Origin of the sequence: Sneathiella sp. (genome assembly GCF_029233945.1) — a bacterium.
Classification (GTDB): Bacteria; Pseudomonadota; Alphaproteobacteria; order Sneathiellales; family Sneathiellaceae; genus Sneathiella.
Genome location: NZ_JARGOQ010000052.1, coordinates 1 through 23,951, shown reverse-complemented (window position 1 = coordinate 23,951; position 23,951 = coordinate 1). Strand labels below are relative to the sequence as shown.

The 23,951-nt window shown below is 51.9% G+C and carries 22 protein-coding genes and 2 pseudogenes; 10 read left to right on the top strand and 14 right to left on the bottom strand.

Annotated features, from left to right (window positions below; all coding sequences use genetic code 11):
* The 3 genes and pseudogenes from P1U71_RS14720 to P1U71_RS14710 form a co-directional block, all read right to left on the bottom strand.
* Positions 1-479, bottom strand: a pseudogene (locus P1U71_RS14720) (hypothetical protein); the annotation flags it as partial.
* Between the two features lie 136 nt (positions 480-615).
* Positions 616-1,923, bottom strand: a complete 1,308-nt coding sequence (locus P1U71_RS14715) for a TRAP transporter large permease (protein WP_301106380.1) — start codon at positions 1,921-1,923, stop codon at positions 616-618.
* Positions 1,916-2,446 carry a TRAP transporter small permease gene (locus P1U71_RS14710; RefSeq protein WP_301106379.1) on the bottom strand — a complete coding sequence of 177 codons (531 nt, stop codon included), beginning with the start codon at positions 2,444-2,446 and terminating at the stop codon, positions 1,916-1,918. Before P1U71_RS14710 ends, P1U71_RS14715 begins: the two co-directional genes overlap by 8 nt.
* 181 nt (positions 2,447-2,627) lie before the next feature.
* On the opposite strand from P1U71_RS14710, the gene P1U71_RS14705 reads away from it, so the two are divergent.
* The 7 genes from P1U71_RS14705 to P1U71_RS14675 are packed head-to-tail and all read left to right on the top strand — an operon-like array spanning position 2,628 to position 8,131.
* Positions 2,628-3,770, top strand: a complete 1,143-nt coding sequence (locus P1U71_RS14705) for an acyl-CoA dehydrogenase family protein (RefSeq protein WP_367281203.1) — start codon at positions 2,628-2,630, stop codon at positions 3,768-3,770.
* Between the two features lie 2 nt (positions 3,771-3,772).
* Complete coding sequence (locus P1U71_RS14700; protein WP_301106377.1) at positions 3,773-4,588, top strand: enoyl-CoA hydratase/isomerase family protein; 816 nt, start codon at positions 3,773-3,775, stop codon at positions 4,586-4,588.
* An 11-nt stretch (positions 4,589-4,599) separates the two neighbouring features.
* Positions 4,600-5,751 carry a thiolase family protein gene (locus P1U71_RS14695; RefSeq protein ID WP_301106376.1) on the top strand — a complete coding sequence of 384 codons (1,152 nt, stop codon included), beginning with the start codon at positions 4,600-4,602 and terminating at the stop codon, positions 5,749-5,751.
* Between the two features lie 3 nt (positions 5,752-5,754).
* On the top strand, positions 5,755-6,162 hold the full coding sequence (locus tag P1U71_RS14690; protein WP_301106375.1) for a Zn-ribbon domain-containing OB-fold protein: 408 nt from the start codon (positions 5,755-5,757) through the stop codon (positions 6,160-6,162).
* Positions 6,163-6,164: 2 nt separating this feature from the next.
* Positions 6,165-6,551: a hypothetical protein gene (locus P1U71_RS14685; RefSeq protein ID WP_301106374.1), complete on the top strand. Its 387-nt coding sequence runs from the start codon at positions 6,165-6,167 to the stop codon at positions 6,549-6,551.
* 5 nt (positions 6,552-6,556) lie between these two features.
* Complete coding sequence (locus P1U71_RS14680; protein ID WP_301106372.1) at positions 6,557-6,922, top strand: MaoC family dehydratase; 366 nt, start codon at positions 6,557-6,559, stop codon at positions 6,920-6,922.
* 51 nt (positions 6,923-6,973) lie between these two features.
* Complete coding sequence (locus P1U71_RS14675) at positions 6,974-8,131, top strand: acyl-CoA dehydrogenase family protein (protein WP_301106371.1); 1,158 nt, start codon at positions 6,974-6,976, stop codon at positions 8,129-8,131.
* Positions 8,132-8,451: 320 nt separating this feature from the next.
* Here the strand turns inward: P1U71_RS14675 and P1U71_RS14670 are convergent.
* The 7 genes and pseudogenes from P1U71_RS14670 to P1U71_RS14640 all read right to left on the bottom strand — a co-directional run bounded on the left by P1U71_RS14670 (position 8,452) and on the right by P1U71_RS14640 (position 16,146).
* Positions 8,452-9,158, bottom strand: a pseudogene (locus tag P1U71_RS14670) (IS6 family transposase).
* An 81-nt stretch (positions 9,159-9,239) separates the two neighbouring features.
* On the bottom strand, positions 9,240-10,343 hold the full coding sequence (locus P1U71_RS14665; RefSeq protein ID WP_301106370.1) for a hypothetical protein: 1,104 nt from the start codon (positions 10,341-10,343) through the stop codon (positions 9,240-9,242).
* Between the two features lie 63 nt (positions 10,344-10,406).
* Complete coding sequence (locus tag P1U71_RS14660) at positions 10,407-11,156, bottom strand: enoyl-CoA hydratase/isomerase family protein (protein ID WP_301106369.1); 750 nt, start codon at positions 11,154-11,156, stop codon at positions 10,407-10,409.
* A gap of 61 nt (positions 11,157-11,217) precedes the next feature.
* Positions 11,218-12,861 (bottom strand): ATP-dependent acyl-CoA ligase, encoded by a 1,644-nt coding sequence (locus P1U71_RS14655; RefSeq protein ID WP_301106368.1) that lies wholly within the window; start codon positions 12,859-12,861, stop codon positions 11,218-11,220.
* Positions 12,862-12,910: 49 nt separating this feature from the next.
* Positions 12,911-14,554, bottom strand: a complete 1,644-nt coding sequence (locus P1U71_RS14650) for an ATP-dependent acyl-CoA ligase (protein WP_301106367.1) — start codon at positions 14,552-14,554, stop codon at positions 12,911-12,913.
* A gap of 3 nt (positions 14,555-14,557) precedes the next feature.
* Positions 14,558-14,977, bottom strand: coding sequence for an OB-fold domain-containing protein (locus P1U71_RS14645; protein WP_301106366.1), 420 nt, complete (start codon positions 14,975-14,977; stop codon positions 14,558-14,560).
* A complete protein-coding gene (locus P1U71_RS14640) occupies positions 14,977-16,146 on the bottom strand; it encodes a hypothetical protein (protein ID WP_301106365.1) in 1,170 nt (389 codons plus the stop codon). The genes P1U71_RS14645 and P1U71_RS14640 overlap by 1 nt, the downstream gene beginning before the upstream one ends.
* Positions 16,147-16,529: 383 nt before the next feature.
* Here P1U71_RS14640 and P1U71_RS14635 point away from each other — a divergent pair, with 383 nt between their 5' ends.
* A complete protein-coding gene (locus P1U71_RS14635) occupies positions 16,530-17,324 on the top strand; it encodes a helix-turn-helix domain-containing protein (RefSeq protein WP_301106364.1) in 795 nt (264 codons plus the stop codon).
* Between the two features lie 27 nt (positions 17,325-17,351).
* Here the strand turns inward: P1U71_RS14635 and P1U71_RS14630 are convergent, their stop codons facing one another.
* The 4 genes from P1U71_RS14630 to dctP form a co-directional block, all read right to left on the bottom strand.
* Entirely contained in the window at positions 17,352-17,771 is a 420-nt protein-coding gene (locus tag P1U71_RS14630; RefSeq protein ID WP_301106363.1) for a Zn-ribbon domain-containing OB-fold protein, read from the bottom strand.
* Between the two features lie 27 nt (positions 17,772-17,798).
* The gene (locus tag P1U71_RS14625) at positions 17,799-19,100 is read right to left on the bottom strand and encodes a TRAP transporter large permease (protein WP_301106362.1); all 1,302 of its coding nucleotides are present in this window, start codon (positions 19,098-19,100) and stop codon (positions 17,799-17,801) included.
* Positions 19,101-19,622 carry a TRAP transporter small permease subunit gene (locus tag P1U71_RS14620; protein ID WP_301106361.1) on the bottom strand — a complete coding sequence of 174 codons (522 nt, stop codon included), beginning with the start codon at positions 19,620-19,622 and terminating at the stop codon, positions 19,101-19,103. It lies immediately after the preceding gene.
* 77 nt (positions 19,623-19,699) lie between these two features.
* A complete protein-coding gene (dctP, locus tag P1U71_RS14615; RefSeq protein ID WP_301106360.1) occupies positions 19,700-20,794 on the bottom strand; it encodes a TRAP transporter substrate-binding protein DctP in 1,095 nt (364 codons plus the stop codon).
* A gap of 218 nt (positions 20,795-21,012) precedes the next feature.
* Here dctP and P1U71_RS14610 point away from each other — a divergent pair, with 218 nt between their 5' ends.
* Both P1U71_RS14610 and P1U71_RS14605 read left to right on the top strand, forming a co-directional pair.
* A complete protein-coding gene (locus P1U71_RS14610) occupies positions 21,013-22,191 on the top strand; it encodes a hypothetical protein (RefSeq protein WP_301106359.1) in 1,179 nt (392 codons plus the stop codon).
* A gap of 43 nt (positions 22,192-22,234) precedes the next feature.
* Positions 22,235-23,951, top strand: a 1,717-nt coding sequence (locus tag P1U71_RS14605) for an amidohydrolase family protein (protein WP_301106358.1), incomplete at its 3' end; no start/stop codon positions are given.

Genomic DNA, 23,951 nt, shown 5'->3' with positions numbered 1-23,951 from the left:
GCAAGCAGCTGATAGGCTGACGTGCTGGTCGTACCCAGAACAACAAGGCCATTGCGCTTATAATCTTCAAGGCAGCCTGCACAGTTCAGAAAGTTGAATTCCGTCACAGCGGCCGCCACGGCTGGCGGATATTCACCATAAATGGCCATGTCGGCAATCAAGCTGGCATAAGGAAATTCAGCCGGATAGTAGCCGAAAACAATCTGGCCAATGTCGGCAACGCCGTCACGCAGACCCTGAACCATGTTTTTACCGCCAAGCAGAGAACCGCCTGCGAACATCTTGTAGGTCAGTTCGCCGTTGGTTTCCTCCGTAACCCGTTCAATGAACGGCTCCGCACCGAATTCAACAACCGGGTTCTTCGGCGAAACGAAAGAAGCAAAACGCCCTTCATCCGCAGAGGATAAACTGGCGAAGGAAACCGAGGCGGCAAGCGCCACCCCTGCAACCAGTGAAATTTTAGAAAGTTCGATTTTCATGTTATTTTTCCTCTCTTTTTTTCTTCATTTTTAACCTAAACAAAACCATTCACTCTTTAATTCAGTATCCGCATTCATTACCCCCCACTTGATTAGGGTTAGTCTTGAATCTTCTCTCGCAACCAGACGACAGGCGTCAGCCCATTAATTGGGGTAACCACAAGCTTATTTCCGGGAAGATAATGAGAAGAGCCATTGTTACGACATCTGCAACCAGGAACCACATTATTCCTCTGAAGATTGTGACAGTTGAGATCGCATCTCCAACAATGCCCTTAATAACAAATACATTCAGGCCAACAGGCGGTGTGATAAGAGCAATCTCAAGAAACTTTGCGATCAGAATACCAAACCAAATCAAGTTAATGTCCGCCGCCTCAGCTACCGGTAGAAATATCGGCAAGGTCAGGAGCATGATTCCTATCGGGTCAAGGAACATTCCTAACAAGAGATATACAATCGCCATCCCGAAAAGGATCATTAAAGGTTCAACAGCAGCCGCCAATACCAAATCTGACAGAAAATCCGGGACCCCTGTCAAAGCAAGAAAGCGGGTCAGAATGGCCGCGCCAATAGCGATCACAAAAATCGCGGCCGTGCTGACCAGAGTCTCCGATACGGACTTCTTTATAAGTTCAAAATTTAGCTTTCGTTTCATAGCTGCCACTACAAATGACATCAACGCGCCAACCGCTCCAGCTTCCGTCGGCGTAAACACCCCAAGAAATAATCCTCCGATAACAGCAAGAATGATCAATAACAGCGGCCATGTTTCTCCCAGTGCATAAAAGCGCTCTTGCCAGGTTGGACGAAGATCCTGATCTGGTGCAAGCGAAGGGTTTATCTTCACGCGCGCGACAACCATTCCGGCGAACATAAGAGCCGTCAGCAGTCCTGGAATGATGCCCGCAACGAAAAGCTTTCCAATCGGCACTTCGGCAAAAACACCGTAAATGATCAGCATAATGCTAGGCGGTATCATTGAGCCTATGGTTCCCGCTGCGGCGACGACGCCGGAAGCAAGGCCTTTGTCATAATTATAACGCAGCATTTCCGGAACAGCGATGCGCCCCATCGCCGCGGCACAGGCAAGACTGGAACCGGTTACTGCCGAAAATCCGGCCGCACCACCAATAGAGGCTATCGCGAGTCCCCCTGGCAACGCAGAGAGCCACAATCTTGCCGTTCGGAATAAACCGTCTGTCAGCTTTGCATGGAACGCAACATATCCCATAAGCAGGAACATTGGCACGGAGCTTAATGTCCAGTGAGCCGCGAAATCATAGGGAATCGCCGTAATTACCCCCAGCATTGGCCCTGTACCAAGCAAGAAGTAAATGCCAACTGCGCCGACAAATCCCAGGGCTACTCCTACGGGGACATAGAGCAGCATCAGGAGGACCATCACAAAAAGTCCGAAAAATCCGATCTGTAAATCACTCATCGAAATGCTCCCCAGATGCAGATTTTGTTTCAGTTTCGTGGAAATTTTTATCTGTGAGGTAGCACCACAATTTATAAAGCAATAAGAGAAGCAGAGCCCCATACCCTATCGGTAGAAAAAACCGGCCTGGCCAGACAGTTACTTGTGCCTCGCCCATCACATATTCACCGATCTTGTATTTATCGACAGCGTCAAGCCATGTCTGCCAAGTCAATAAGGTGAAGTAGAAAATTGAAATCAGGGTTGAAAAAATAATTACAATTCGGTGCCAGAGGCTACTTAGACCTTGAGTTAGCAATTCGACACGAATATGACTATTTTCTCGCTCAACTTCAGCAAGGGGAATAAAAACAATCGCCACCATCATGTAAGAGGCGACAACATCCATTGTCCAAAGAAGCGGTGTGTTAAACAGATATTTGCTAAAAACATCCACGCTTATCTGTAAAAGCATAAACACCAGCGCAACACCGGCAAGCAGTGAGAAACTTGCCGTTACACGGTCAAAAAACCGCTTTATCATGTATTTTTCTCCCGAAGCGACTTATTCTTAGTTGTTTAGGCCTCATCTTGGATTTCATGAGGCATTCGCCAAAAATTCTCTTTACAGAATAATTTTTTTTATAAAGAATACAACATCTTTTTTTACCGGCATTGCCATATGGCATAAAATACAAAAACAATAATTTCACGTGACGGGAAACATATTGATGGACTTCACATTTTCGGAAGAACAACAGCACATTCGCGAGACTATCAGGCGGTTCTGCGAAGCAGAGATACGCCCCCTTGTCTTTGAATCAGAAGAGACGGAAACCTTCCCGAAAGAGATGTTCAAGAAGTGGGGAGATCTTGGAATTCTTGGTACTCGCTACCCCGTCGAAAGCGGTGGGACGGGGATGGACAAGATCTCGGATTGCATTATCAGAGAGGAACTGAGTTACGTCAGCCAGGCCTTCGCTTCCAGCATGTCCGCCCATTCCCACTTGGGTATCTGGCCAATTTGGAAAGCTGGCACAGCCGATCAGAAAGAACGCTTCTTCAAACCCGCCGTCAGTGGGGATAAAATCGCCGCCTTCGGCCTGAGTGAACCCGATGTTGGCTCTAACGTTCGTGGCCTGAAAACACGTGCAGAGAAAGTGGATGGCGGCTGGCGTATCAATGGTGCAAAAATGTATATCACCAATGCGCCTATTGCCGATTTTATCCTGCTGGCCGCACGAACTAGCCCGGAACCGACCGCTGATGCCATTAGCCTTTTCATCGTTGAAATGCCGAATGAGGGTTTTGAAATATCAAAGCTCAAAAAAGAAGGTATTCGCAGTTCCGAAACAGGATTGATCTATATTAGTGATGCATTTGTCCCTGATGATTGCCTGCTGGGAGGAGAAACAGGCACCTACCCTATTATTCTGGAGTCCCTCATGGAAAACAGAGTTGGTGTTGCGGCCAACTCGCTCGGCATTGCACGTTCTGCCCTCAACGCATCCATTGATTATGCACGTGATCGCAAGGTCGGCAGCAAAAAAGTGGGAGAATTCCAAGCAATTGCCCATAAACTGGCTGACATGAGCGCAGAAATCGAATCTGCCAAATGGATCGTGTACTACGCTGCCTGGTGCGTGGATCAGGATACATTGACCCATGCCATTGCCTCCAAAGCCAAATTGATCTCCTCGGAAGTCGCCCTTAGAGCAACAGAGAACGCGATCCGTATTCATGGCGGTGCAGGAATCATGCGGGAGTATCCGGTTGGGCGCTACCATCGCGATGCCCTTGTCTATGTAATTGGCGAAGGAACAAGTGAAATTCAAAGGAACCTTATCGCTCGCAGTCTGGATCTATAACAATGACCGATACGATCCCCAATCTTGAAACCCTCACATTTGAGGTAAATGACAATGTTGGCCTGATTACCCTTAATCGGCCGGAGAGTAAAAATGCTCTCGATCTACCGATGCGCGCCGATCTCACCGAAGTCATCCTTCATGTCCGTGAAAATCAGAATATCTCCGCGCTTATCATAACCGGATCAGGCGGGGCATTCTGCGCCGGTGGTGACTTGAAGTCGTTAAGCGAAGAAAGACGACCCATCGCGGTTAACCGCAAACGGGTTCAGGATTTACATCTCTGGTTCCGGGAACTGGTTGACCTGGAGCTGCCCGTGATTGCCGCTGTTGATGGCCCGGCTTTCGGTGCTGGATTTAACCTCGCGCTGGCAGCTGATTTCATTTTTGCCTCCCCAAGAGCCCGCTTCTGCGCCGTATTTGGCCGCATCGGTCTCGTGCCGGATCTTGGCGGGTTCTTTCTACTGCCGCGCATCGTCGGATTGCAGGCAGCGAAAGATATCGTATTTACGGCCCGCACTGTAGCGCCGGAAGAAGCGAAATCACTCGGCCTGATCCGGGACATTGTGCCGGAAAATAATCTCCTCCCCCATGCTATTGCTTTCGCAAAGCAGTTCGCCAACGCCTCTCGTCCGGCAATCGGCATGGCAAAAACCATCCTGAATAAATCAACTGAACTTGACCAGCGCGCGCTTTCTGAAATGGAAAGCTATGCTCAAGCTGTCTGTCTGGACACGGATTACCACCATGAAGCAGTTGCCCGGTTCCTCGCAAAAGAACCCCTGATGTTCAACTGGGACAAAGAAAAAATAAAATAAGAGGTCTCTTTATGAGAAAAGCGATTATCACCGGCGCATATGACACCGATGTCGGAGAGCTTCCCGGAAGCAGCTGTATGGCCTTGCATACTGAAGCTGCGATAGGTGCCATTGCAGATGCTGGTCTAACGAAATCTGATATTGACGGCGTACTCTGTGCGTACTCATTCACAGAACCACATCTAATGCTGAGTTCGGTTTTTTGTGAGTATATGGGCCTCCAGCCCAAGTTTAACGCAGCTATCGAAGTGGGCGGCGCAACGGCCTGTGTTATGGTCATGCAGGCTGCCGCACTCGTCGAGAGTGGACAATGTCGTAATGTTCTTGTGGTTACGGGCGACAACCGGCTGACCGGCATGGCAAAGGGTGGCGCGGTGGCAACTCTTGCGAAGGTCGGGCATGGACAGTTTGAACATCCTTATGGCATGTCTGTTCCCTCCGCCTATGCCTTGGTCGCAACGCATTACATGAACGAATTCGGCGTTACCTCTGAACAGCTCGCCTCAATTTCAGTCACGGCGAGAGAACATGCCATACTGAATTCAAAGGCCCATAGACAAACCCCGATAACGATCGAAGACGTTTTGAACAGCCGGGTCATCAGCAGCCCCCTGCATGTGCTGGATTGCTGCCTGATATCCGACGGTGGCGCGGCCATTGTCGTCAGCGCTGCGGAGACTGGCGATGATCGACCGAAAGTTTCTGTCGAAATTATGGGAACTGGTCAAGGACACACCCATGAACATATCATGGCCGCCCCTTCCCTCAGTGATTTTGGCTGCAAACAGGCCGCACAAACCGCTTTTCAGCGGGCCGGCGTTACCGCCAATGATATCGATGTTGCGGAAATCTATGATTCCTTCACCATCACCTTGCTGGTCGAACTGGAATCAATCGGCTTTTTTGAGCGTGGAGAAGCGGGCCCAGCCTGCCTTGACGGCGCACTGAAAATCGGCGGCCGTCTGCCCTGCAATACTCATGGAGGCCTGATGAGTTATGGCCACTCTGGGGCGGCAGGCGGCATGTTTCATGTTGTCGAAGCTGTCCGTCAATTGCGTCACGAGGCAGATGGCCGTCAGGTGGAAGATAGCCAGCTTGCCTTCGTTCACGGGGATGGTGGCATTCTCTCTGCTCATTGCTCACTCGTCCTTGGGAGGGTCTAAAATATGACCGGCAAACCAATTCCCGTTGCCAATCCCGATACCGCCGTGTTTTGGGACGCCTGTAATGAAAAACGCTTCCTGATACAAAGCTGCAAATCCTGTGGGGAAAATCAGTTTTATCCACGCGCGATTTGCAAAAACTGCCAATCAAACGACCTTGAATGGCAAGAGGTCAGCGGTCGCGGAACGGTCAAAACCTTCACGGTCGTCCGTCACGCTCCTAGCCCGGCGTTCAAGGCGGACCTGCCTTATGTCCTGGCTCTAATCAACCTCGATGAAGGCGTCAGCACCATGATGAATGTCATCGAATGTGATGTGGAAGATGTCCATATCGGGATGGACATCGAACTCACATTCGAACTTCGGGGTGAGCAGTATATCCCGCAAGCAAAACCAATTAGTAAAGGCTGATTATGCTCACCTTTGACAGATTACAACCGGGAGACAATCTCGGGACGAATGTCCAATATTTCAATGACGCAATGGCAGAGCAATGGTGCGAGTTGTTTCCGGCAGATAAAGACCTCCTTCCTGATCTTCCGCCAAGCATGATTTCAGCGATTACCATGCGCGCTTTTCTCGCGACGGTGCAGCCGCGCCCCAAGGGAAATATTCACGGCACCCAGGAATTCGAAGTGTACAAGCTCCCTCGAATTGGCGATGAAATTACAACCACAGCCTATTGCCGGGAAAAGGAAACCCGCAAGAACAACAACTGGGTTTACTTTGAAACGAAATCGCATGACCAGGATGGAAACCTTCTTTTCACTGGTTCCATGGGCATTATCTGGGGAGGTTGAGGAAAATGGTTCAGAACCTTATAGAGGCCAGCCTGACAGTGGATCAGGCCGCCATTCAAAAATATGCCGAAATTACGGATGACTACAACCCCATCCATACCGATCCGGAGTTCGCCCGCAACACGCCCTTTGGCGATGTCATCGCTCATGGCACGATGTCTTTATCCCTGATTTGGCAATCAGCCACCCGCACTTTCGGGAAAGACGCTGTGTCTTCTGCGAAACTTAATATCCGCTTCTCTGCCCCTGTGCGAAATGGGGACATCGTTACTGCCGGCGGCAAACAGTCCAAGGATCAGGACAATCGCTTTGATGTTTTTGTTAGAACGCAAACCGGTGACATTGTGATCAAAGGCTGGCTAGAGCTGTAACCCTGCCGAAAGAATAATAATACTCCCGCAACACCAAATGAGGAGAGAACGGTGATTTGGAACCATGAGCATGACGAGCTTCGTCGGGTCACCCGTAAAATAATCGACGAACATATCAACCCGCATGTTGATCAATGGGAAGAAGAAGGCATTTTCCCCGCCCACGAAGTGATGAAAAGGCTGGGCGACGCGGGCCTGCTCGGGATCGGAAAACCAACGGAGTATGGCGGATCGGAGCTCGATTTCTCCTATGAAGTCGCCTTCGCGGAAGAACTCGGCAACCTGCACACTATGGGGATTTGCTCCGCCATCGGCGTGCAGACCAACATGTGCACTCCGGCCCTTACCAACTACGGATCGGACGAGTTGAAACGCGAATTCCTCGCTCCGACAATCGCCGGTGACTTGGTCGGCTGCATTGGCGTCAGTGAAGCCGGTGCCGGGTCCGACGTCGCCAATATCAAGACCTCCGCAGTGCTGGATGGAGATGACTATGTGATCAACGGCAGCAAGATGTGGATTACCAATGGCGTTCAGGGCGACTGGATCTGCCTGCTCGTCAACTCCTCTACCGAAAATGGCCCTCACCGCAACAAATCACTGATTGTTGTCCCTTTAGATACCAAAGGCGTTTCTGTTGGTCAGAAGCTCGATAAGGTCGGCTATCGTTCCTCCGATACGGCTCTCCTTTTCTTTGATGATGTACGGGTGCCAAAGCGGCACTTGATTGGCGAGGACGGTCAAGGGTTCATCTATCAGATGCAACAGTTTCAGGAAGAGCGGCTTTTTGTAGTCGCCCGGTCCATCCGCTTTCTGGAACTTGCCATTGAAGAAACTGTCGAATATCTCGGGCAACGGATTGCCTTTGGCAAGCCCTTACTGGACAATCAGGTCATTCACTTCAAGATTGCCGAATTCCAGGCGAAAATTGAATCTGTTCGCGCCCTCCTCTACCAGGCGACCGAAAAATACGTTGCCGGAGAGAATGTCACCAAACTCGCCAGCATGGCGAAGTATTTGATCGGGCGCCTTTCCATGGAAATCCCCGTAGAGCTGACCCAGTTCTGGGGCGGTCAGGGCTTTATGAACGAAAGCTTCATCACCCGCATCTACCGTGAAGCACGTCAAACGGCCGTTGGTGGCGGAGCAAACGAGGTTATGCTTCAGGTCATCTGCAAGGAACTTGGCATCCTCCCCTCGCAGAAATAGATACTATTGGGGATAGGACACAAATTCACGTTTCTCTCTTTAAGTGGAATTATCATCTTCGTTATTCTAATATGGGATTGTTTTCAACCCAGTCCGAACTAGGGACATTTCTGGACATGAAGCTTTTTGATCGTTGCCGTTCCGTAATTTCGGAGCAGATATTCAACATATTATCAAAGCTTAAACTGTTTCCCGTTCAGCGTGGCTATATCCTAGAAAAACTAATCCAAAGAGAAACAATCCTTGAACTCAGAAGGTGCTGTCAGACTAATGCGACGTCGTCTCCGTATGGCGTAAAAAAGGCACAACGGTGCCCCCTATCATGCCGCACTAAATTGCTGCCACTCGACCAGTGCGGCATTCCTCTGAAGCTTGAATGTTTCTCTGTTGTTTAGGTGGCGTTCATGGTTGAAGTGATTGTGAACGGATGCGTGAATAGAGACGAATTTCTGCAAACTTCTCAATCGCCTGAATTGCAGCATCGCCCGCTCTCGTCGTCGAAATGGGAGATGGAGTTTTCACAGCGATTGTTCAACCAGCGGCCAACCTCTTGTGCTGTTTCATTACCAATTATTTTCATGGCGGCACGGTAAGAACGTAATCTGTCCGTTACTATTTCCTGTGGATTTCCGTACCGTTTCATAAGTTTCTTAAGAAACACCAGGGCTGCCTTGCGATCGCGGCGCCTGGAAACAAAAGCTTCCAGAACTTCTCCCTCATGATCAACAGCACGCCACAGGTAATGTGTTTCGCCATTGATCTTCACAAAGACCTCATCAAGATGCCATTTCCAGTTTGAATAATCTTGGGACGGACGGATCCATTTCTTCCGGATCTCGCGCGCAAACAATGGACCAAATCTGTTCCACCAATAACGAACGGTTTCGTGGCTAATATCTATCCCACGCTCGTGCAGTAAATCTTCAACGTTGCGAAGCGAAAGCGGAAATCGGACGTACATCATCACAGCCAGGCGGATTACCTCAGGTGAGGTTTTGAAATACCGGAATGGATTATGATTTTTCATTCAGGGAGAGTAGAAAATGAGAAATAGGACGACAAGCTATTTTCTTCTGACAGCACCCACCGCACTGTTGGAATAGGCAACTTAACGGCCGCGATGATCCCGCGCCGCGCCCATTTTCTTAGGGTGCGCATAGCCATGAACATATTCAGGCTCGTGATGATCGAGCTGCTTCATTTTTTCAAACGCCTCGTCCTGAAGGGCGATTAGGGCATCCTCAACGGCATATTGCCCGCGCACCTCTTCGGCAACGCTCGCGGCGGGCGGATTTTCCTGATACCAGCGGACGGTCTGGCGCAATCCGTCGAGCGGATCGACGATATCGCGATAGCCAAGATCGTGCTGAAGCGGGAAAATATCGAACATCCGATGGAAATCTGCATCGTTGAACACTTGCAAGACCCGAGCGTGGGACGCCACGGCATCGGGGATTGAAACGATCTCTAGCTTTTCCCCCATTGCCTCAAAGAGTATCTCTCCAAGCTGAGCGAGCGTGAACTGGCGCTGATCGGCGCAGTTATAAACCTTACCCGCGGCCGCCTCCGGTTTGTCGACGCCAAGCAGGACGGCATGGGCCATGTTTTCCGCATATCCGTTGCTGATAATCGTCAGCCCTCCGTCCGGCAGTGCCACGCGGCGACGCTTGTCGAGGGCGCGTTGGATAAACCACCAGAAACGAATGGGCATAACCTGTCCAGCCCCGTAAATCAGCGGATAGCGGAAGTGGCTGACCTTGCAGTCCTTTCCGTGATGCGACATGACATGCCGCTCGGCGTCGAGCATCTTGTAGCCGAAGACATGATCCTCGGGCGATCGCAGCAACGGCGTTGTTTCGCTGAGCGGAACAGTACAGCCTGTCGGAAACACGGATTTGGGATCTGCAAAGCCACGGAAAATTGCCATGCCGCCAATTGTGATCAACCGATCGGTCAGGGGCGCCACAACATCGGAGACGATTTTTATCCGGCCATAGGCACCCACCACCACATCGAATTGCCGTCCGGTCAGCGCCGGCGTAAGGGATTCCCTGAAATGCGGATCAGCCTTGATCCGTTCGACCTCAGCCGGGATATGGCTGTCATCCCGACCACCGCGGTTGAGCATTGCAACCTCATAGCCGCGTTCGAGAAGACCATTTATAAGAAAACGACCGGTCGGTCCGGTACCACCTATCAACAAGGCTTTCATGTTTTACTCTCTCGTCGTCTTGTCATTTCTGCACCAAAGATACCGATTTTTGTAGTATCCGCTTTAGTCCTTGCCCATAAAATTCCGGGTCGACAACTTGAATTCCTCACTGCCGAGCGCGTCCAGATTCATTTGCCGCATGGCTTCATTTTCCTCAACCAGCTGCGTAGCGTAGCTGATGGATTTTTTCACCAAGGTATAGGCGCTACTGCTTTGATTAATCATTTCCTTGACGAACGCAGCCAGCCCGGTTTCAAATTCACTATCCTCGACCAATATATCGACAAGGCCTGCCTTGAGAGCGTCTTCCGCATAGAGGGGTCGGCCGCGGAGCAGAATCGCGCGCGTCACTGCAAGACCGACCAGCGCCAGAAGCTCTCCCGACGCCGGCGCTGGATAGACAAGCCCACGCTTCACCGCCGTCACCGCGAATCGGGAGGATTTCGTGCAAAGTCGAAAGTCGCAGGCCGCCGCTATCACAACGCCGGCCCCGACACAATGGCCGGAAATCGCGGCTATTGTCGGAATCGGGAGATTTCGCAGCAGTGCAGACACGTCCCGAACCCCGACATAGGCTTCGTCGGCATCCTTAACGTGTTTATAAAAGTCTTCATATTCGCTGATATCGCCGCCCGAGCAGAAAGCCTTACTCCCGGCGCCGCGCAAGACCAACAGTTTGATCTCTGGCCGATCTCCCACCCCCGCAAGAATTTCGGCAAGCTGCCGCCACATCGCCCGGTTTATAGCATTATGCTTCGCTGGTTGATTGATCGTAATCTGCAACCGGCCATCTTCGACATGGGATTCAATCATGATAAATTAAACTCTTTCTCGAAGGGATAGCGGATCACCCGGAAAATACGACCAATTCGACTCAATTCGTATGGCGGTTGACGACAATACCCGCCGCCTCGCGATCCCAGATTTGCTCCAGCCGATCCTGAGCGTTCTGTTTCAGTTTATATTTCTCGACCTTTTCTGTCATTGTTCTTGGGAGTTCAGATACAAATTCGATAAATCGCGGCACCATGAAATAGGCCATATTATCGGCGCAATAGCGGACCAACTCTTCCTCATTGAGCGCGTGCCCCTCTTTGCATTCCACGCTGACCATAACCTCATCTTCACTCATCTCCGAATTTACGGCATAGGCGGCGACATCCTCCACGGCCGGATGCCCGAGGATTATCTGCTCGACCTCATAGGAAGAGATGTTCTCGCCCCGCCGCCGGATGGCGTCCTTCTTTCGATCCACGAAATAGAGGAACCCGTCTTTATCGAGATAGCCGCGATCCCCTGTATGGAACCATAAATTACGCCGCGCCTCGGCCGTCGCTTCGGGCTTCTTGTAATAACCCTGCGCCGTCATCCAGGGGACGTCACAACGCAAGCATATCTCACCCGGCGTACCCGTTGGTTGAAGCCGGTCGTCGTCATCCATGATGGCAACGGTCATGTTCTCACGAACCTGGCCCGCGGATTTCCATTTTTCCGGTGGATGTTTTGGCCCCAAGAAGGTTGCGCCACCAAAATCCGTCAACGCATAGACAGAGGTGATTTTCAGCCCATATCGCTCCTCAAACTCGCGCGCGAAATCCGGTACCGGCACCATCATGCACATTCGCGCCTTGTTTTCGCTATCCAGCGGGCTCTTCGGTTGCGCCCAGAGAATATTAGCCATCGCGCCCAGTAAATTGAACTGAGTAACACCATAGTCCCGTACTTCCTGCCAAAAAGCGCGGGCGGAGAAGCGCGGAGAAACAACAAGCGTCGCATCAGCCATCATTGCCGGAAGAGCGCAAGTATTAAGCGCGTTGCCATGAAACAATGGCAAGCAGGTATAAAGAACATCTTCTGGCTGATACCCGAAATATTCCGCATAATCTATCGCGCCCGACACCATCATCTCATGTGGTTCCATATTACCCTTGGAGGGGCCCGTAGTGCCGGAGGTATAGAGCAGAAAGGCTAGGTCGCGGTTCCGGACGAGATCCGCAGGCAGTTCGTCGGCCTCTGCGTCTAGCAAAACATCGTAGTCGACGACGCCGGCACCCAGCAATGACCGCATGTCCGCGTCTAACGGCTTCCCATCATCAAATGCAACAATCCTGCCGATGCTTTCACATTGACTTTGCACCGCCTGAAAGCGATCCAAAAGGCTGCTATCGGCAATCAGGGCAGTACAATCGGACTGGATCAGGTAATAAGCCAGCAGTTCGCCTTTGGCTGCCGTGTTAACCGGCACACTAACTGCCCCGATCTTTGCCAGCGCGAAGTAAAGCAGGAGAAGCTCGGGTTTGTTATCCATCATGAAGGCAACATGCTGGCCCTTCTCGATCCCGAGGTCGGCGAGCGAATGAGCGAGGCGGTTGCTGATTTCATGAAAGGCCTTATAGGAGTAACTGCGGTCCAGAAAGCGCAGGAAAATCCGCTCGCCATTTTTCTCCGCCTTATGGCGCAGGATATTTCCCAACGTACGGTTTTCAGTTGGAATTTCTACGTTGCGTAATCTTTCCATGATCTGGCCTTGACCTCCCCTATTTTTATTTCCTATCTGCGTCTATCAGCTAGTTCGTATGGCGGTTAACAACAATTCCCTCCGCCTCGCGATCCCAGATTTCGTTCAGACGCTCCTGAGCGCTTTGCTTCAATTTGTATTTTTCGACCTTCTCCGTCATGGTCCTGGGCAATTCAGGGACAATTTCGATGAAACGCGGCACCATGAAATAGGCCATATTGTCGGCGCAGTAGCGAACGAGATCGGCGGGATCCAGCGTCTTCCCTTCCTTGCAGGTAATGCTGACCATCACCTCATCTTCACTCATTTCCGAACGCACCGCATAGGCGGCGACGTCTTCGACAGCGGAGTGACCGAGAACGATCTGCTCCACCTCATAGGAGGAAATATTCTCGCCCCGCCGCCGGATGGCATCCTTCTTGCGGTCAACGAAATAGATATACCCGTCTTCATCGAGATAGCCACGGTCACCGGTATGGAACCACTGATTGCGGTTCGCATCGACGGTCGCTTGGGGCATCTTGTAGTAGCCTCGCGCGGTAATCCACGGTACGTCACAACGCACACATATTTCGCCAGGCGTGCCCTTCGGCAGGGCATTGTCATCGTCGTCCATGATGCTGATTGTCATACCACTACGCGGCTTACCGGCAGACTTCCACTTTTCCGGCGGATGCTCCGGGCTCAGGAATGTAATGAAACCATAATCGGAAAGTGCGTAGACCGATGTGACTTTCAGGTCGAAACGCTTCTCGAACTCGCGGGCGAAATCGGGTACCGGCACCATCATGCACAGGCGCGCCTTGTTCTCGCGATCCAGCGGGCTTGGCGGTTGCGCCCAGAGAATATTCACCATCGCGCCCAGAAGGCTGAATGCAGTCACGCCATAACTTCTGATTTCATCCCAGAACCTGCTGGCTGAGAAACGGCGGGAGATCACCAAAGTTGCGTCAGCCATCAGTGCTGGCATGGCGGAGGTGTTCAATGCATTGCCGTGAAACATCGGCAGGCAGGTATAGAGAACGTCATCCGGGCCGTAGCCGAAATATTCCACATGGTCGATGGCACCGCCAATCATCCGTCCGTGGGGCACCATGTTGCCTTTCGATGGGCCAGTAGTTCCGGAGGTATAGAGCAACATGGCGACATCGCGATTGCGGACCACGTCTTCAGGAAGTTCGTCCGCCGACGCATCCAATAAGCTGTTATAGTCAATAACCTCGGCATTCAACTGTGGTGTCGTTGCCGGATCAATCACTCCCCGCTCATCCAGAATTATAACGTGGCGAACGGCATCGCACTGGTCCTGAACCAGCTGAAAACGTTCAACAAGCCCGCTGTCTGAAATCAGGACTGTCGAATCCGACTGGGTCAGATAATAGGCAAGCAACTCACCTTTTGCCGCTGAATTAACCGGCACACTGACTGCGCCGATCTTCGCAAGCGCAAAGTAAAGCAGGAGCTGCTCCGGCTTGTTCTCCATCATGAAGGCAACATGCTGCCCCGCCTCGACGCCAAGGTCCAGAAGGGCGCGGCCCAGCCGGTTGCTGATCTCGTGAAACTCCCTGTAGGAATATTTGCGGTCCTCAAAGCGCAGATAGGTTTTATCGCCGTTTTTTTCCGCCTTCTGGCGCATGATGTGACCCATTGTAAAATCTTCCAACGGGATACCCAGACTACATATTCGTTTCATGTATTAACTCTTCTCTCCTAAAAACAGGGGCAGCGGCGTGCCATCGTCGCATTCCTGCCAGGTCAGCCGGAGCGGCATTCCAATCCGGAGGCTTGAAGGCGGCATGTCGATAATGTTGCTGATCAGCCGGACCTGCAGGCTTGGAAAGCCAACAACGGCGATGTTGTAAGGAACGTATGATTTGAGTGCCTCGGTGACGGCGTTATGTACAATCGTGTAGCTGAAAAGCTCCGCTTCATCCGGCGCCGGGTCCCATTTGACCTGATCGGAGCCACAGAACCGGCAAACCGGTGCGGGAGGATGGCGATGCCGCCCACAGGCACCGCATTGTTGAAACCGCAATTCGCGCTTGCGGCACCAATCCCAAAAAGGAACGGCATCCATTGGCGGATTTGGCGAGGGTGTTGGCAAATATCTGTTCATTACACTCTCCCCAAAATGGCCGCTGAAGAACTGTTGGCCAGCAGGCAAATCTCGGCGTCGGCGACCTGCGACGTTGACGTTCCGCGTATCTGGCGAACACCCTCGACCGCGAGATTAAGCCCATGAATATAGGCTTCAGACAGATGCCCGCCCGAGGTGTTAATTGGTAGTTTTCCAGTCGACCAGCGAATATTGCCGTCGGCAACATAAGCTCCCGCCTCGCCCCGGCCACAGAACCCGAAACTTTCAAGATTCATGAGGACGAAATAGGTGAAGTGGTCGTAGATCTGAGCCGTATCCACATCCTCAGGTCCAATACCTGCCTTGGCATACAAACGGTTGGCCAGAGTCCGTCCGCCACCCGCCTTGTAATCTTCCTCGGGCATGTTATGCGATCCCAGTCCGCCGGACCCCCAACCGGGTTCCGCCCCCTGCCCCGCAGCCAGGATCCGCACGACCGGACCCGATAGGTCGCGCGCGCGTTCCTCGGTCGTGACGACCAAGGCGCAGGCACCATCATTTTCCTGACAGCAATCATAAAGGCGCAAAGGATCGGCAACCATTCGAGAGCTCAGATAAGTCTCAAGATCGAGCGGACGATCCTTGAACACGGCCCGCGGATTACGCGCGGCATTGGCCCGCCCACTCAACGCGATCTCCGCCACTTGTTCTTCCCGAATGCCGTAATCATGCTTGTACCGCTGGGCGAGCGGCGCCAGCATGAAGGGGGGTGCGAACATACCGAAGGGATCAAGAAAACCCGGGCTATGCGGCACGCCATATCCCTGCCCGAAGCGCTTTCTCTGCCCCTGGCAAAGTGAGCGAAAAACCGCAACGTAATTCGCCGCACCGGATTCAACTGCCGCCGCCGCTTGCGCAATGGCAGCGAAGCACCCCCCGCCACCGCCTCCCCAGGCCATCGTTGCATAGCGCAGCTTGGGCAATCCCAGAGATTCCTGCATCAGCCAAGGAACACTTTCATCGTTCGCGTAGGAGGACAAACCGTCTATATCGTTGACGTCAAGCCCTGCATCTTTTGCAGCATTGGCGACGGCCGCGCATGCCAAGGCTAATTCACTACGGTCAGAGATTCCGCCCCGGCGTGTATAGTCTGTTTCTCCAATGCCAACGATACAAGCGCGAGATTCGGCACCTTTAGATTCACCCACTATACCTCACCTTTCAGTGCAATTAAGCCAATAGCCTTTGCACCCTTTTTAGTTGTCGTTCGTTTACCCGAAGATCATTTCACAGGCATAATATTATGTCAATATGTGAAAAAATTATTCATCTATTGAACAAATTCAATATACTTGGCTTGTCGCTTTTTGTAGAAAAATATAGGTTAATGGGCTATGTCATTAAATCTTTCAATGGATTGCGGCTTGAAACTCCGCCCGCCAAAAGAGTGAGCTAGACATGTTGTTCATGGTTTTAAAACTTGCCCCGGAGATTGCAATCTGGTTGCTAAAGGCTCGGTGCTTTGCGTTGGCAAGCGTCAACATTGGCGTGCGGGAATTTCGCAGCCGTAAGTCCGCTGATTGGAGAACCCATGGCCTCGTTTGACCCTGTTACATCGGTCGTCAGAGCACTGACTGTGCTCCGGATCGTCAACGAAATTGAATTTGCATCGATAAAGCAGCTCCACAAGGAGACTAAACTTCATCGTTCAACTGTTCTCCGTATGCTGGAAACGCTGATATCCGAGGGCTATGTCACGCGCGACGAACAATCTGGGATGTATATGCCGACAGGCAAAACCCTGCTCTTGAGCAAGGGATTTGACGGGAAGCGCCATTTATCCCAAATGGCCAGCCCGACTATGCTGGCGTTGCGTGAACGGATCGGCTGGCCTTCGGATCTCGCGATCCTCGACGGCACTGACATGATGATTATCGAAACAAGCCGCGAGTACAATATTATGGCCATAAATCACAAGGCTGGCGTCCGCGCGCCCCTGTTGCTGACTTCCCTTGGCCGGGCCTATCTTGCCTTTTGCAAGGCGCCTAGGCAGGAGCAATTATTGAAAATGCTGGCATCGTCGAAACGCTCCGTCGATGCTCCCGCCCGGGACGACCCCAAAGGAGTCGCGAAATTGCTGGCGACCATCCGCAAGCAGGGCTACGCGGTGCCTGACGTGAAGTTTAATCAGTCTTCTTCTTCGGGCGCTGGTCTGGTCACTGGTTTCAGCGTTCCGGTGTTCAAGAATGATGAGGTTTTTGCGAGCCTCAGCACCTCATTCCTGATCAGCGCGATGCCACTGGAACAGGGAATAGAGACGCTCTTTCCTGCATTACGGGAAACGGCAGACACACTTGGCAAGCTAATAAGCGAAAACTACAGCTAATCAACATCCACTCACACGGCCAGGTTCTTATGCCTTCTTAAACAACGGGATTGTCTGTCCATTTCCAGCCTGCCCCCACACCAGCCTCAACTTCATACCAAACTTGAGCTCATCCGGCTCGGCATCGATCACATTGGAAATTACCCTGACGCCCCCCATTGTCGGGAAACTTACCAGCACGACATTATAAGGAACGCGCTCGCGGACAGCCTGATGTGCAGGATGATGAATCACGGTGAAGCTGAAGAGCTCTCCCTCTTCTGGTGCTTCCACCCATTCAATCTGATCCGAGTGACACTGCGGGCAAAACGGGCCTGGAGGATGCCTGTAGGTTTGACATTTCCCGCAGCGCTGAAATGTCAGCTTTTTCTCCTGGCAATTCGTCCAATATGTCGCGTCATCAAAAGAGGGATCCGGTCCTGGGACCGCTTCCGGCATATAGTGCATTTAAAGTACTCCTTTCATATCCAACGCCTAATCTCCGACCAGAACCAACGCGATTTGAGGGAAGGCAATCAGCAACACAATAATCAGAATTTCCATCAGGACAAAGGGTATGCACCCCTTGAATATCTCGCCAAGCGGGGCATCCGGAACGCTGCTTTTCACAACGAATACATTCAATCCAACAGGTGGTGTAATACATCCCAGCTCAACCGCTTTCACGACGATAATCCCGAACCAGATTGGATCATACCCAAGCTCCAGAATAATCGGGAAAACGATCGGCATGGTAATCAGGATCATCGATATCCCATCCACCAACGCGCCGAGAACAAGATAGATGACAATGATCAATGCGAATATCGCTACCGGCGGCAGATCAAAATGAACGATGCTGTCCGCTACGAGAGCCGGCAATTGCGACATATTGAGCGCCAGGCTGAACAGCCCAGCCCCAACGATCAAAAAGAAGATCGACGATGTCCCGGCGCCCGTCTCCCAAAGACCCGCCTTCAAGTTTTCCCAGGCATTTGGCCGACGCAGAACCATAACAAGGGCGAGTAGCGCCCCAATCGCAGCCGCTTCAGTCGCTGTAGCAACACCAAGATAGATGGATCCCATAACAACGCTGAACAGCAGCATGACTTCCCAGGCACGGCCCAGCGAAACAAACCGTTCGCGCCAGGGCGCCTTGACAACACCCTCTTGCATTCCCGCAAGTTCCGGCTTGATCTTCACCATGACATAGATACAGATCATATAGATGACTGCGGTCATAATCCCGGGCAATATCGCCGCGATGAAGAGTTTCACCAGCGACACCTCGGTAATGAAGGAATAAATCACCAGGACACCGCTCGGCGGGATCAAGACGCCAAGCGTTCCCCCCGCAGCAATACATCCGCCAGCCAGAGAGTGCTTGTATCCCCGAAGCCGCATTTCCGGCAGCGCTACGCGAGCCATGGTTGAGGCCGTTGCAACGCTGGAACCGCAAACGGCGGAAAAGGCAGCACAGGCGAAGACAGTAGCAATCGCCAGTCCGCCGGGGATGTGGCCAAGCCAACGTTGGCCTGCCTCAAAGGCATAGCGCGAAAGGTTCGCCGAAAACGCCATATAGCCCATAAACAGAAACAAGGGCAATACGATAAAGGAAAATGTGGCCGTATAGGAATAGGGAAAGTTGGCGAGCAAATACTCAACCGCCCCCCAAGGCCGCATTGCGATGATGCCAGCAACACCCGTTGTAGCCAGGGCAACAGCAATCGGGATTCCGGACAACAGCAACACCAGCATCACGCTGACGAGCAAGGTGCCAATAAGTGTGGGATCCATTCAGATACTCACTTTCTCATCATCCACGGCACTTTCCGGGACCAGCCCGATATGCCGCAGGAAATCAAAAAGAAACTGTAATGTCAGGCAGCCAAGTCCGATGGTGATAAGAATGCGCGACGGCCAGATGGGAAACGCGATAATCCCGTAGCTCGACTCGCCACTGAGCATCATGCTCCAAGACAGTTCTGCCGTCAGCCAGGTGAGCAATCCCAGCAGGATTGTTGAGATCAGCGAGGTGACGATATTGACAAACCTTAACGCGGTCGGTGGTAAAAGCCGGGTAACCAGATCTATGGCAAAATTATGCCGCCGTTGTTGCGCGGCGGCCAGGCCGAGATAAACCAGCGCGACCATGAGCAGCACAGCAAATTCATTGCCGCCTATCAACGGCATGTTCAGAAATGTACGGCCCGCGACATCAATCACGACGACAAGCATCGTGAACAAGGTCAGAAAGCCGCTGGCAATTCCCAGACGCAACAGAAACCGCTCGAAGACTTCGATTGTTTTTACGATCATGACTGACATCCTGTATGGAAAAAAAGATGCGAAAGGAACAATACGCCCCTTTCGCTAGCGCAACCATCAGACTTCTATCAGGAACCGCATTCTTCCGTATAAACCTCAAAGCCGGTTTTGTATGTGGATTCAGGCTCATATTTCCGAATAAGGGAAATATAGTCATCCAGTACTTGTTTGGCATCTACGTTTACCGCCTCTGACGCCCATTTGATCCAGGCATCTGTAATTGGTTTAAAGGCGATTTCACGAACTTCCGCCGCAGCTTCATCAGTAAATAAATTGATCTTGAGATCGCTACTTGCAACGGTTGCACACAATTTTTCCGCCGCTTTTTTTACTTCTTCCGCATGCATTTTATCGAACCGCGCCGCTGCTTCGGCCGTGACTTCTGTAATTAGTTTTTGATCTTCAGGGCTCAGGCTGTTCCAGCGATCGAGATTGATTGCCAGCATATTTGCCGCATAAACGCCCATCCTGCCACCGTCGGAGCCAAACTTGCCAACTTCTGACAAGCCTCCCTTGATTGCCGAATCAAATGGCGCCGCCGTCATCGCATCGACCACACCGCGTCCCATGCCTTCAACTGCTTCGGGGAAAGGGACGGCAACAGTTGTCGCACCGAGGGCTTCTACGACATCGGCAATAGCGAGAACGGCACGAATTTTAAGCCCCTTATAATCAGACGCCTTCGTGATCGGCACGCGCGACCAGATCGAATTTTCTGCATATCCCCGTGTGTAAAGAAGCTTGGCATTCCGCCCTTCATATTCATTTCGCAAATCCGCATTGGTCTCATAGAGCTCGCCAAATGCCTTGGTGACGGCATCGGATTTCTCGGTAATGAACGGCAATGTCACATTGGACAACGGATAATCATTCCGGTTATAGGCACTTGGAACACCCGCGACGATATCCACGGCACCCCGTGACAATCCAGGAAATAAATCCGGCGCCTTCAACAAGGAACCGCTGAAGTAGCGCTCAAAGGTAATTTCGCCATTGCTGCGCTTCTCAATCTCGTCCATGAGCCAAATATCGGCTTGTGAAGTTGAGTAAACTTCAGAAACATATGTTGCAAATGTAAGTGTTTCTTTTGCTTCGCCTTGAGATGGCGAACCAAGCGCGATAACACCCATAAGCCCCACTGCACTGAGAATAGTTTTAGACATTTGCATGCTAGCTTCTCCCTATATTTTTATTGCGGGCTAACCTTGCTGGTTGCCACATTAATTGGACGGTCGATTGAATCTCCACCAAACATGTTGATTATTCCATATCATTACGCGTATAGTCAACAGATGAAATAACTGTTCATATAATGAACAATATGACTTACTCAATTGGCCTGGCCAGTAGTGAAAGAAAAGCAAAAAATGAGGAGAGTTACATGACCAGTCAAAAACATCAGGCCTGTATCGTAGGTATTGGCCAGACCCCTTATAAACGGTGGGGGACGGTGACCGAGGAGAGTGAATTCAGCCTCGCCTGTAAGGCAATTATGGCAGCGGCAGAGGATGCCGGATTGCCCTTGAGTGAAATAGACGGTTTTTCCGCTCACTCTGACGACAGAAACGATCCGGCAAGATTAGAAGTCACTTTGGGAATCAAACAACTCCGTCTGGCGACGATGGTATGGGGCGGTGGCGGTGGTGGCGCCAGCGCGTCCCTGTCTCATGCCGTCGCGGCCGTAGAAAACGGAACCGCAAACTATGTTGTCGTTCTCAGAGCACTCTGCCAGGGACAGCAATTTCGCTATGGCCAGTTCCATGAATGGAGCGCCCATCAAAAATTTGCGTCCCCCTACGGTCTGTTTTCTCCTCCTGGCCAAGCCGCGCTTACGTTCCGACGCTATATGCATCTTTACGGATTAACGGAGGAAAAACTAGCGCGCGTATCCCTCGCCTGCCGGGCGAATGCCAATCGGAACCCGAATGCGGTGATGCATGACAAGCCGCTTGATATGGAAACATACATGTCCGGTCGCATGATCGCGGAACCTTACCGTATTTACGACTGCTGCCTGGAAACCGACGGTGCCTGCGCATTGATTGTGACGACCCGTGAACGCGCGGCGGATCTCAGAGGAAAGCCTGCGCATATTCTTGCGGTTGGCCAAGGCGGTGATGGTCGCTGGGGTACAGGTAATTTTGGTAATTACAATATGCCGGAAGAGATTTTTTCTATTGGACCGCAAGAACGACTGGCGGACGAATTATTTGCCCGCGCCGGAATTGAGCGATCAGATGTCGATGTTGCCCAAATATATGATGCCTTCAGCGGCGGCGTTCTTACGACACTTGAGGCTTTTGGTTTTTGCGGTCATGGGGAAGCAGGTGACTTTGCAGAGGACGGCAATCTCGACTGGCCGAACGGTGGCCTTCCCATCAATACGGCCGGCGGCTTGCTCTCCGAAGCTTACGTGCATGGGCTGAACCTCCTTGTCGAGGGGGTCCGGCAGGTTCGCGGCGAATCGACGTCACAGGTCGCGGATGCGAAAATCTGTCTCGTAACCGCCGCGGCAGTGACGCCAACCAGCGCAACTCTTCTTGGCAGTGAACCGAACTGACTTTTTTGAACAAACTAGTCTTAGTGAACAAGGAGATAGTTATATGCAGTTCGATATTCTTATCAGAAACGGTACGGTTGTCGACGGCCTTGGCGGAGACCTATATCAGGCCGATATCGGAATTCTGGATGGCCGCATTGCGGAAATCGGAAAGATAGAAGGGTCCGCTGACGAAGAAATTGATGCGGCCGGAAAGCTGGTAACTCCCGGATTTGTTGATATACATACCCACTACGATGCGCAAGCCACTTGGTCGGACCGCCTCACGCCTTCTTCCAGCCACGGCGTAACAACGGCTGTTATGGGAAATTGCGGGGTCGGCTTTGCGCCCTGTCGGCCAGAAGACCATGATAATCTCATTCGTCTGATGGAAGGGGTCGAGGATATTCCCGGCGTGGTCATGACCGAAGGCATTCCCTGGAAATGGGAATCCTTTCCAGAGTTTCTCGATTTTCTAGGCCAGCGCAACTACGATATCGATATTGGCGCCTATATTCCACATGCACCATTGCGGGTGTATACCATGGGCCAGCGCGGCCTGAATCGCGAACCTGCAACCGCCGCGGACCTTGCACAGATGTCGAGCATCGTCTCTGAAGCGATTGAAGCCGGCGCGCTCGGCTTCTCCACCTCCCGCAGCCTCAATCACCGCTCCAGTGATCAGAATCTGATGCCAGGCATTTCCGCGTCCGAAAGCGAGCTGATGGCGATTGCCAACGGCATTAAAAGGGCTGGTACCGGCTTGTTGCAGTTTATTGCGGAGTTCAGTGAGCCCGAAACCGATTTTGCAATGCTGCGACGGGTGACCGAAAAATCCGGCGTTCCCATGACCTTTTCGCTTTCGCAACGACCGAATACGCCGGAGTTGTGGCGGACAATCCTTCGGCTCACGGAACAGGCAAATAAGGACGGCACAAATATTCAGCCGCAGGTTTACTGCCGGCCTATCGGGCTATTACTTGGTCAAAAGCTTCAGTACAACTTCTTCTTTTTCTCGCCGAGCTACGTCGCAATCAAGGATCTTCCGGCAGACGAAAGGCTGGCGGCGATGCGGAATCCTGAAACACGCCGGAAAATTATTGCGGAATTCCCGGCCGATGTGCCTGACTCGGTGATCAATCGATCGCTCGTCGATCTGGCAAACATTTATTTGATGACCGACAGCTTTGATTATGCACCAAAAGACCAGGACAGCCTCGCCGCGATTGCCGCACAACGCGGTGTTCCGCTTGCCGAACTCGCCTATGACCTCCTAATTGAAAATAACGGCAAGAATGTCTTCTATGCGCCCGCGTTGAATTATGCAGAAAAGAATCTCGATGCAGTCGAAGAAATGCTCAAGCATCCGAATACGCTCTTCGGCCTTGGTGATGGCGGCGCCCATGTCGGCATCATCTGCGATGCCAGCGGCCAGACCTTCATGCTCCAGCATTGGGTCGGCGATGGCGGTCAGGGATCGATATCCATCGGCCAGATTATCAAATCTCTCACCTTGGACAACGCACGCGCGATGAATTTGTTGGATCGCGGTGTACTCGCAAAAAACTACCGGGCCGACATCAATATTATCGATCGTAACCATCTGAAACTCTACCGTCCCGAAATACAGTATGATTTGCCGTTAGGCGGTGGGCGGCTCACTCAGCGGGCGGATGGTTACACGGCCACCATCGTCGCTGGAAAAGTCACCTATCGCGACGGCGAACCGACAGGTTGCCTGCCCGGCAAACTGGTGCGCGGCGCACAGCCCATGCCAAGGG

Coding starts and splice junctions, on each gene's coding strand:
- P1U71_RS14715 (WP_301106380.1), bottom strand. CDS start 1,923: ATGAGTGATTTACAGATCGGATTTTTCGGACTTTTTGTGATGGTCCTC.
- P1U71_RS14710 (WP_301106379.1), bottom strand. CDS start 2,446: ATGATAAAGCGGTTTTTTGACCGTGTAACGGCAAGTTTCTCACTGCTT.
- P1U71_RS14700 (WP_301106377.1), top strand. CDS start 3,773: ATGACCGATACGATCCCCAATCTTGAAACCCTCACATTTGAGGTAAAT.
- P1U71_RS14695 (WP_301106376.1), top strand. CDS start 4,600: ATGAGAAAAGCGATTATCACCGGCGCATATGACACCGATGTCGGAGAG.
- P1U71_RS14690 (WP_301106375.1), top strand. CDS start 5,755: ATGACCGGCAAACCAATTCCCGTTGCCAATCCCGATACCGCCGTGTTT.
- P1U71_RS14685 (WP_301106374.1), top strand. CDS start 6,165: ATGCTCACCTTTGACAGATTACAACCGGGAGACAATCTCGGGACGAAT.
- P1U71_RS14680 (WP_301106372.1), top strand. CDS start 6,557: ATGGTTCAGAACCTTATAGAGGCCAGCCTGACAGTGGATCAGGCCGCC.
- P1U71_RS14665 (WP_301106370.1), bottom strand. CDS start 10,343: ATGAAAGCCTTGTTGATAGGTGGTACCGGACCGACCGGTCGTTTTCTT.
- P1U71_RS14660 (WP_301106369.1), bottom strand. CDS start 11,156: ATGATTGAATCCCATGTCGAAGATGGCCGGTTGCAGATTACGATCAAT.
- P1U71_RS14655 (WP_301106368.1), bottom strand. CDS start 12,861: ATGGAAAGATTACGCAACGTAGAAATTCCAACTGAAAACCGTACGTTG.
- P1U71_RS14650 (WP_301106367.1), bottom strand. CDS start 14,554: ATGAAACGAATATGTAGTCTGGGTATCCCGTTGGAAGATTTTACAATG.
- P1U71_RS14645 (WP_301106366.1), bottom strand. CDS start 14,977: ATGAACAGATATTTGCCAACACCCTCGCCAAATCCGCCAATGGATGCC.
- P1U71_RS14635 (WP_301106364.1), top strand. CDS start 16,530: ATGGCCTCGTTTGACCCTGTTACATCGGTCGTCAGAGCACTGACTGTG.
- P1U71_RS14630 (WP_301106363.1), bottom strand. CDS start 17,771: ATGCACTATATGCCGGAAGCGGTCCCAGGACCGGATCCCTCTTTTGAT.
- P1U71_RS14625 (WP_301106362.1), bottom strand. CDS start 19,100: ATGGATCCCACACTTATTGGCACCTTGCTCGTCAGCGTGATGCTGGTG.
- P1U71_RS14620 (WP_301106361.1), bottom strand. CDS start 19,622: ATGATCGTAAAAACAATCGAAGTCTTCGAGCGGTTTCTGTTGCGTCTG.
- dctP (WP_301106360.1), bottom strand. CDS start 20,794: ATGTCTAAAACTATTCTCAGTGCAGTGGGGCTTATGGGTGTTATCGCG.
- P1U71_RS14610 (WP_301106359.1), top strand. CDS start 21,013: ATGACCAGTCAAAAACATCAGGCCTGTATCGTAGGTATTGGCCAGACC.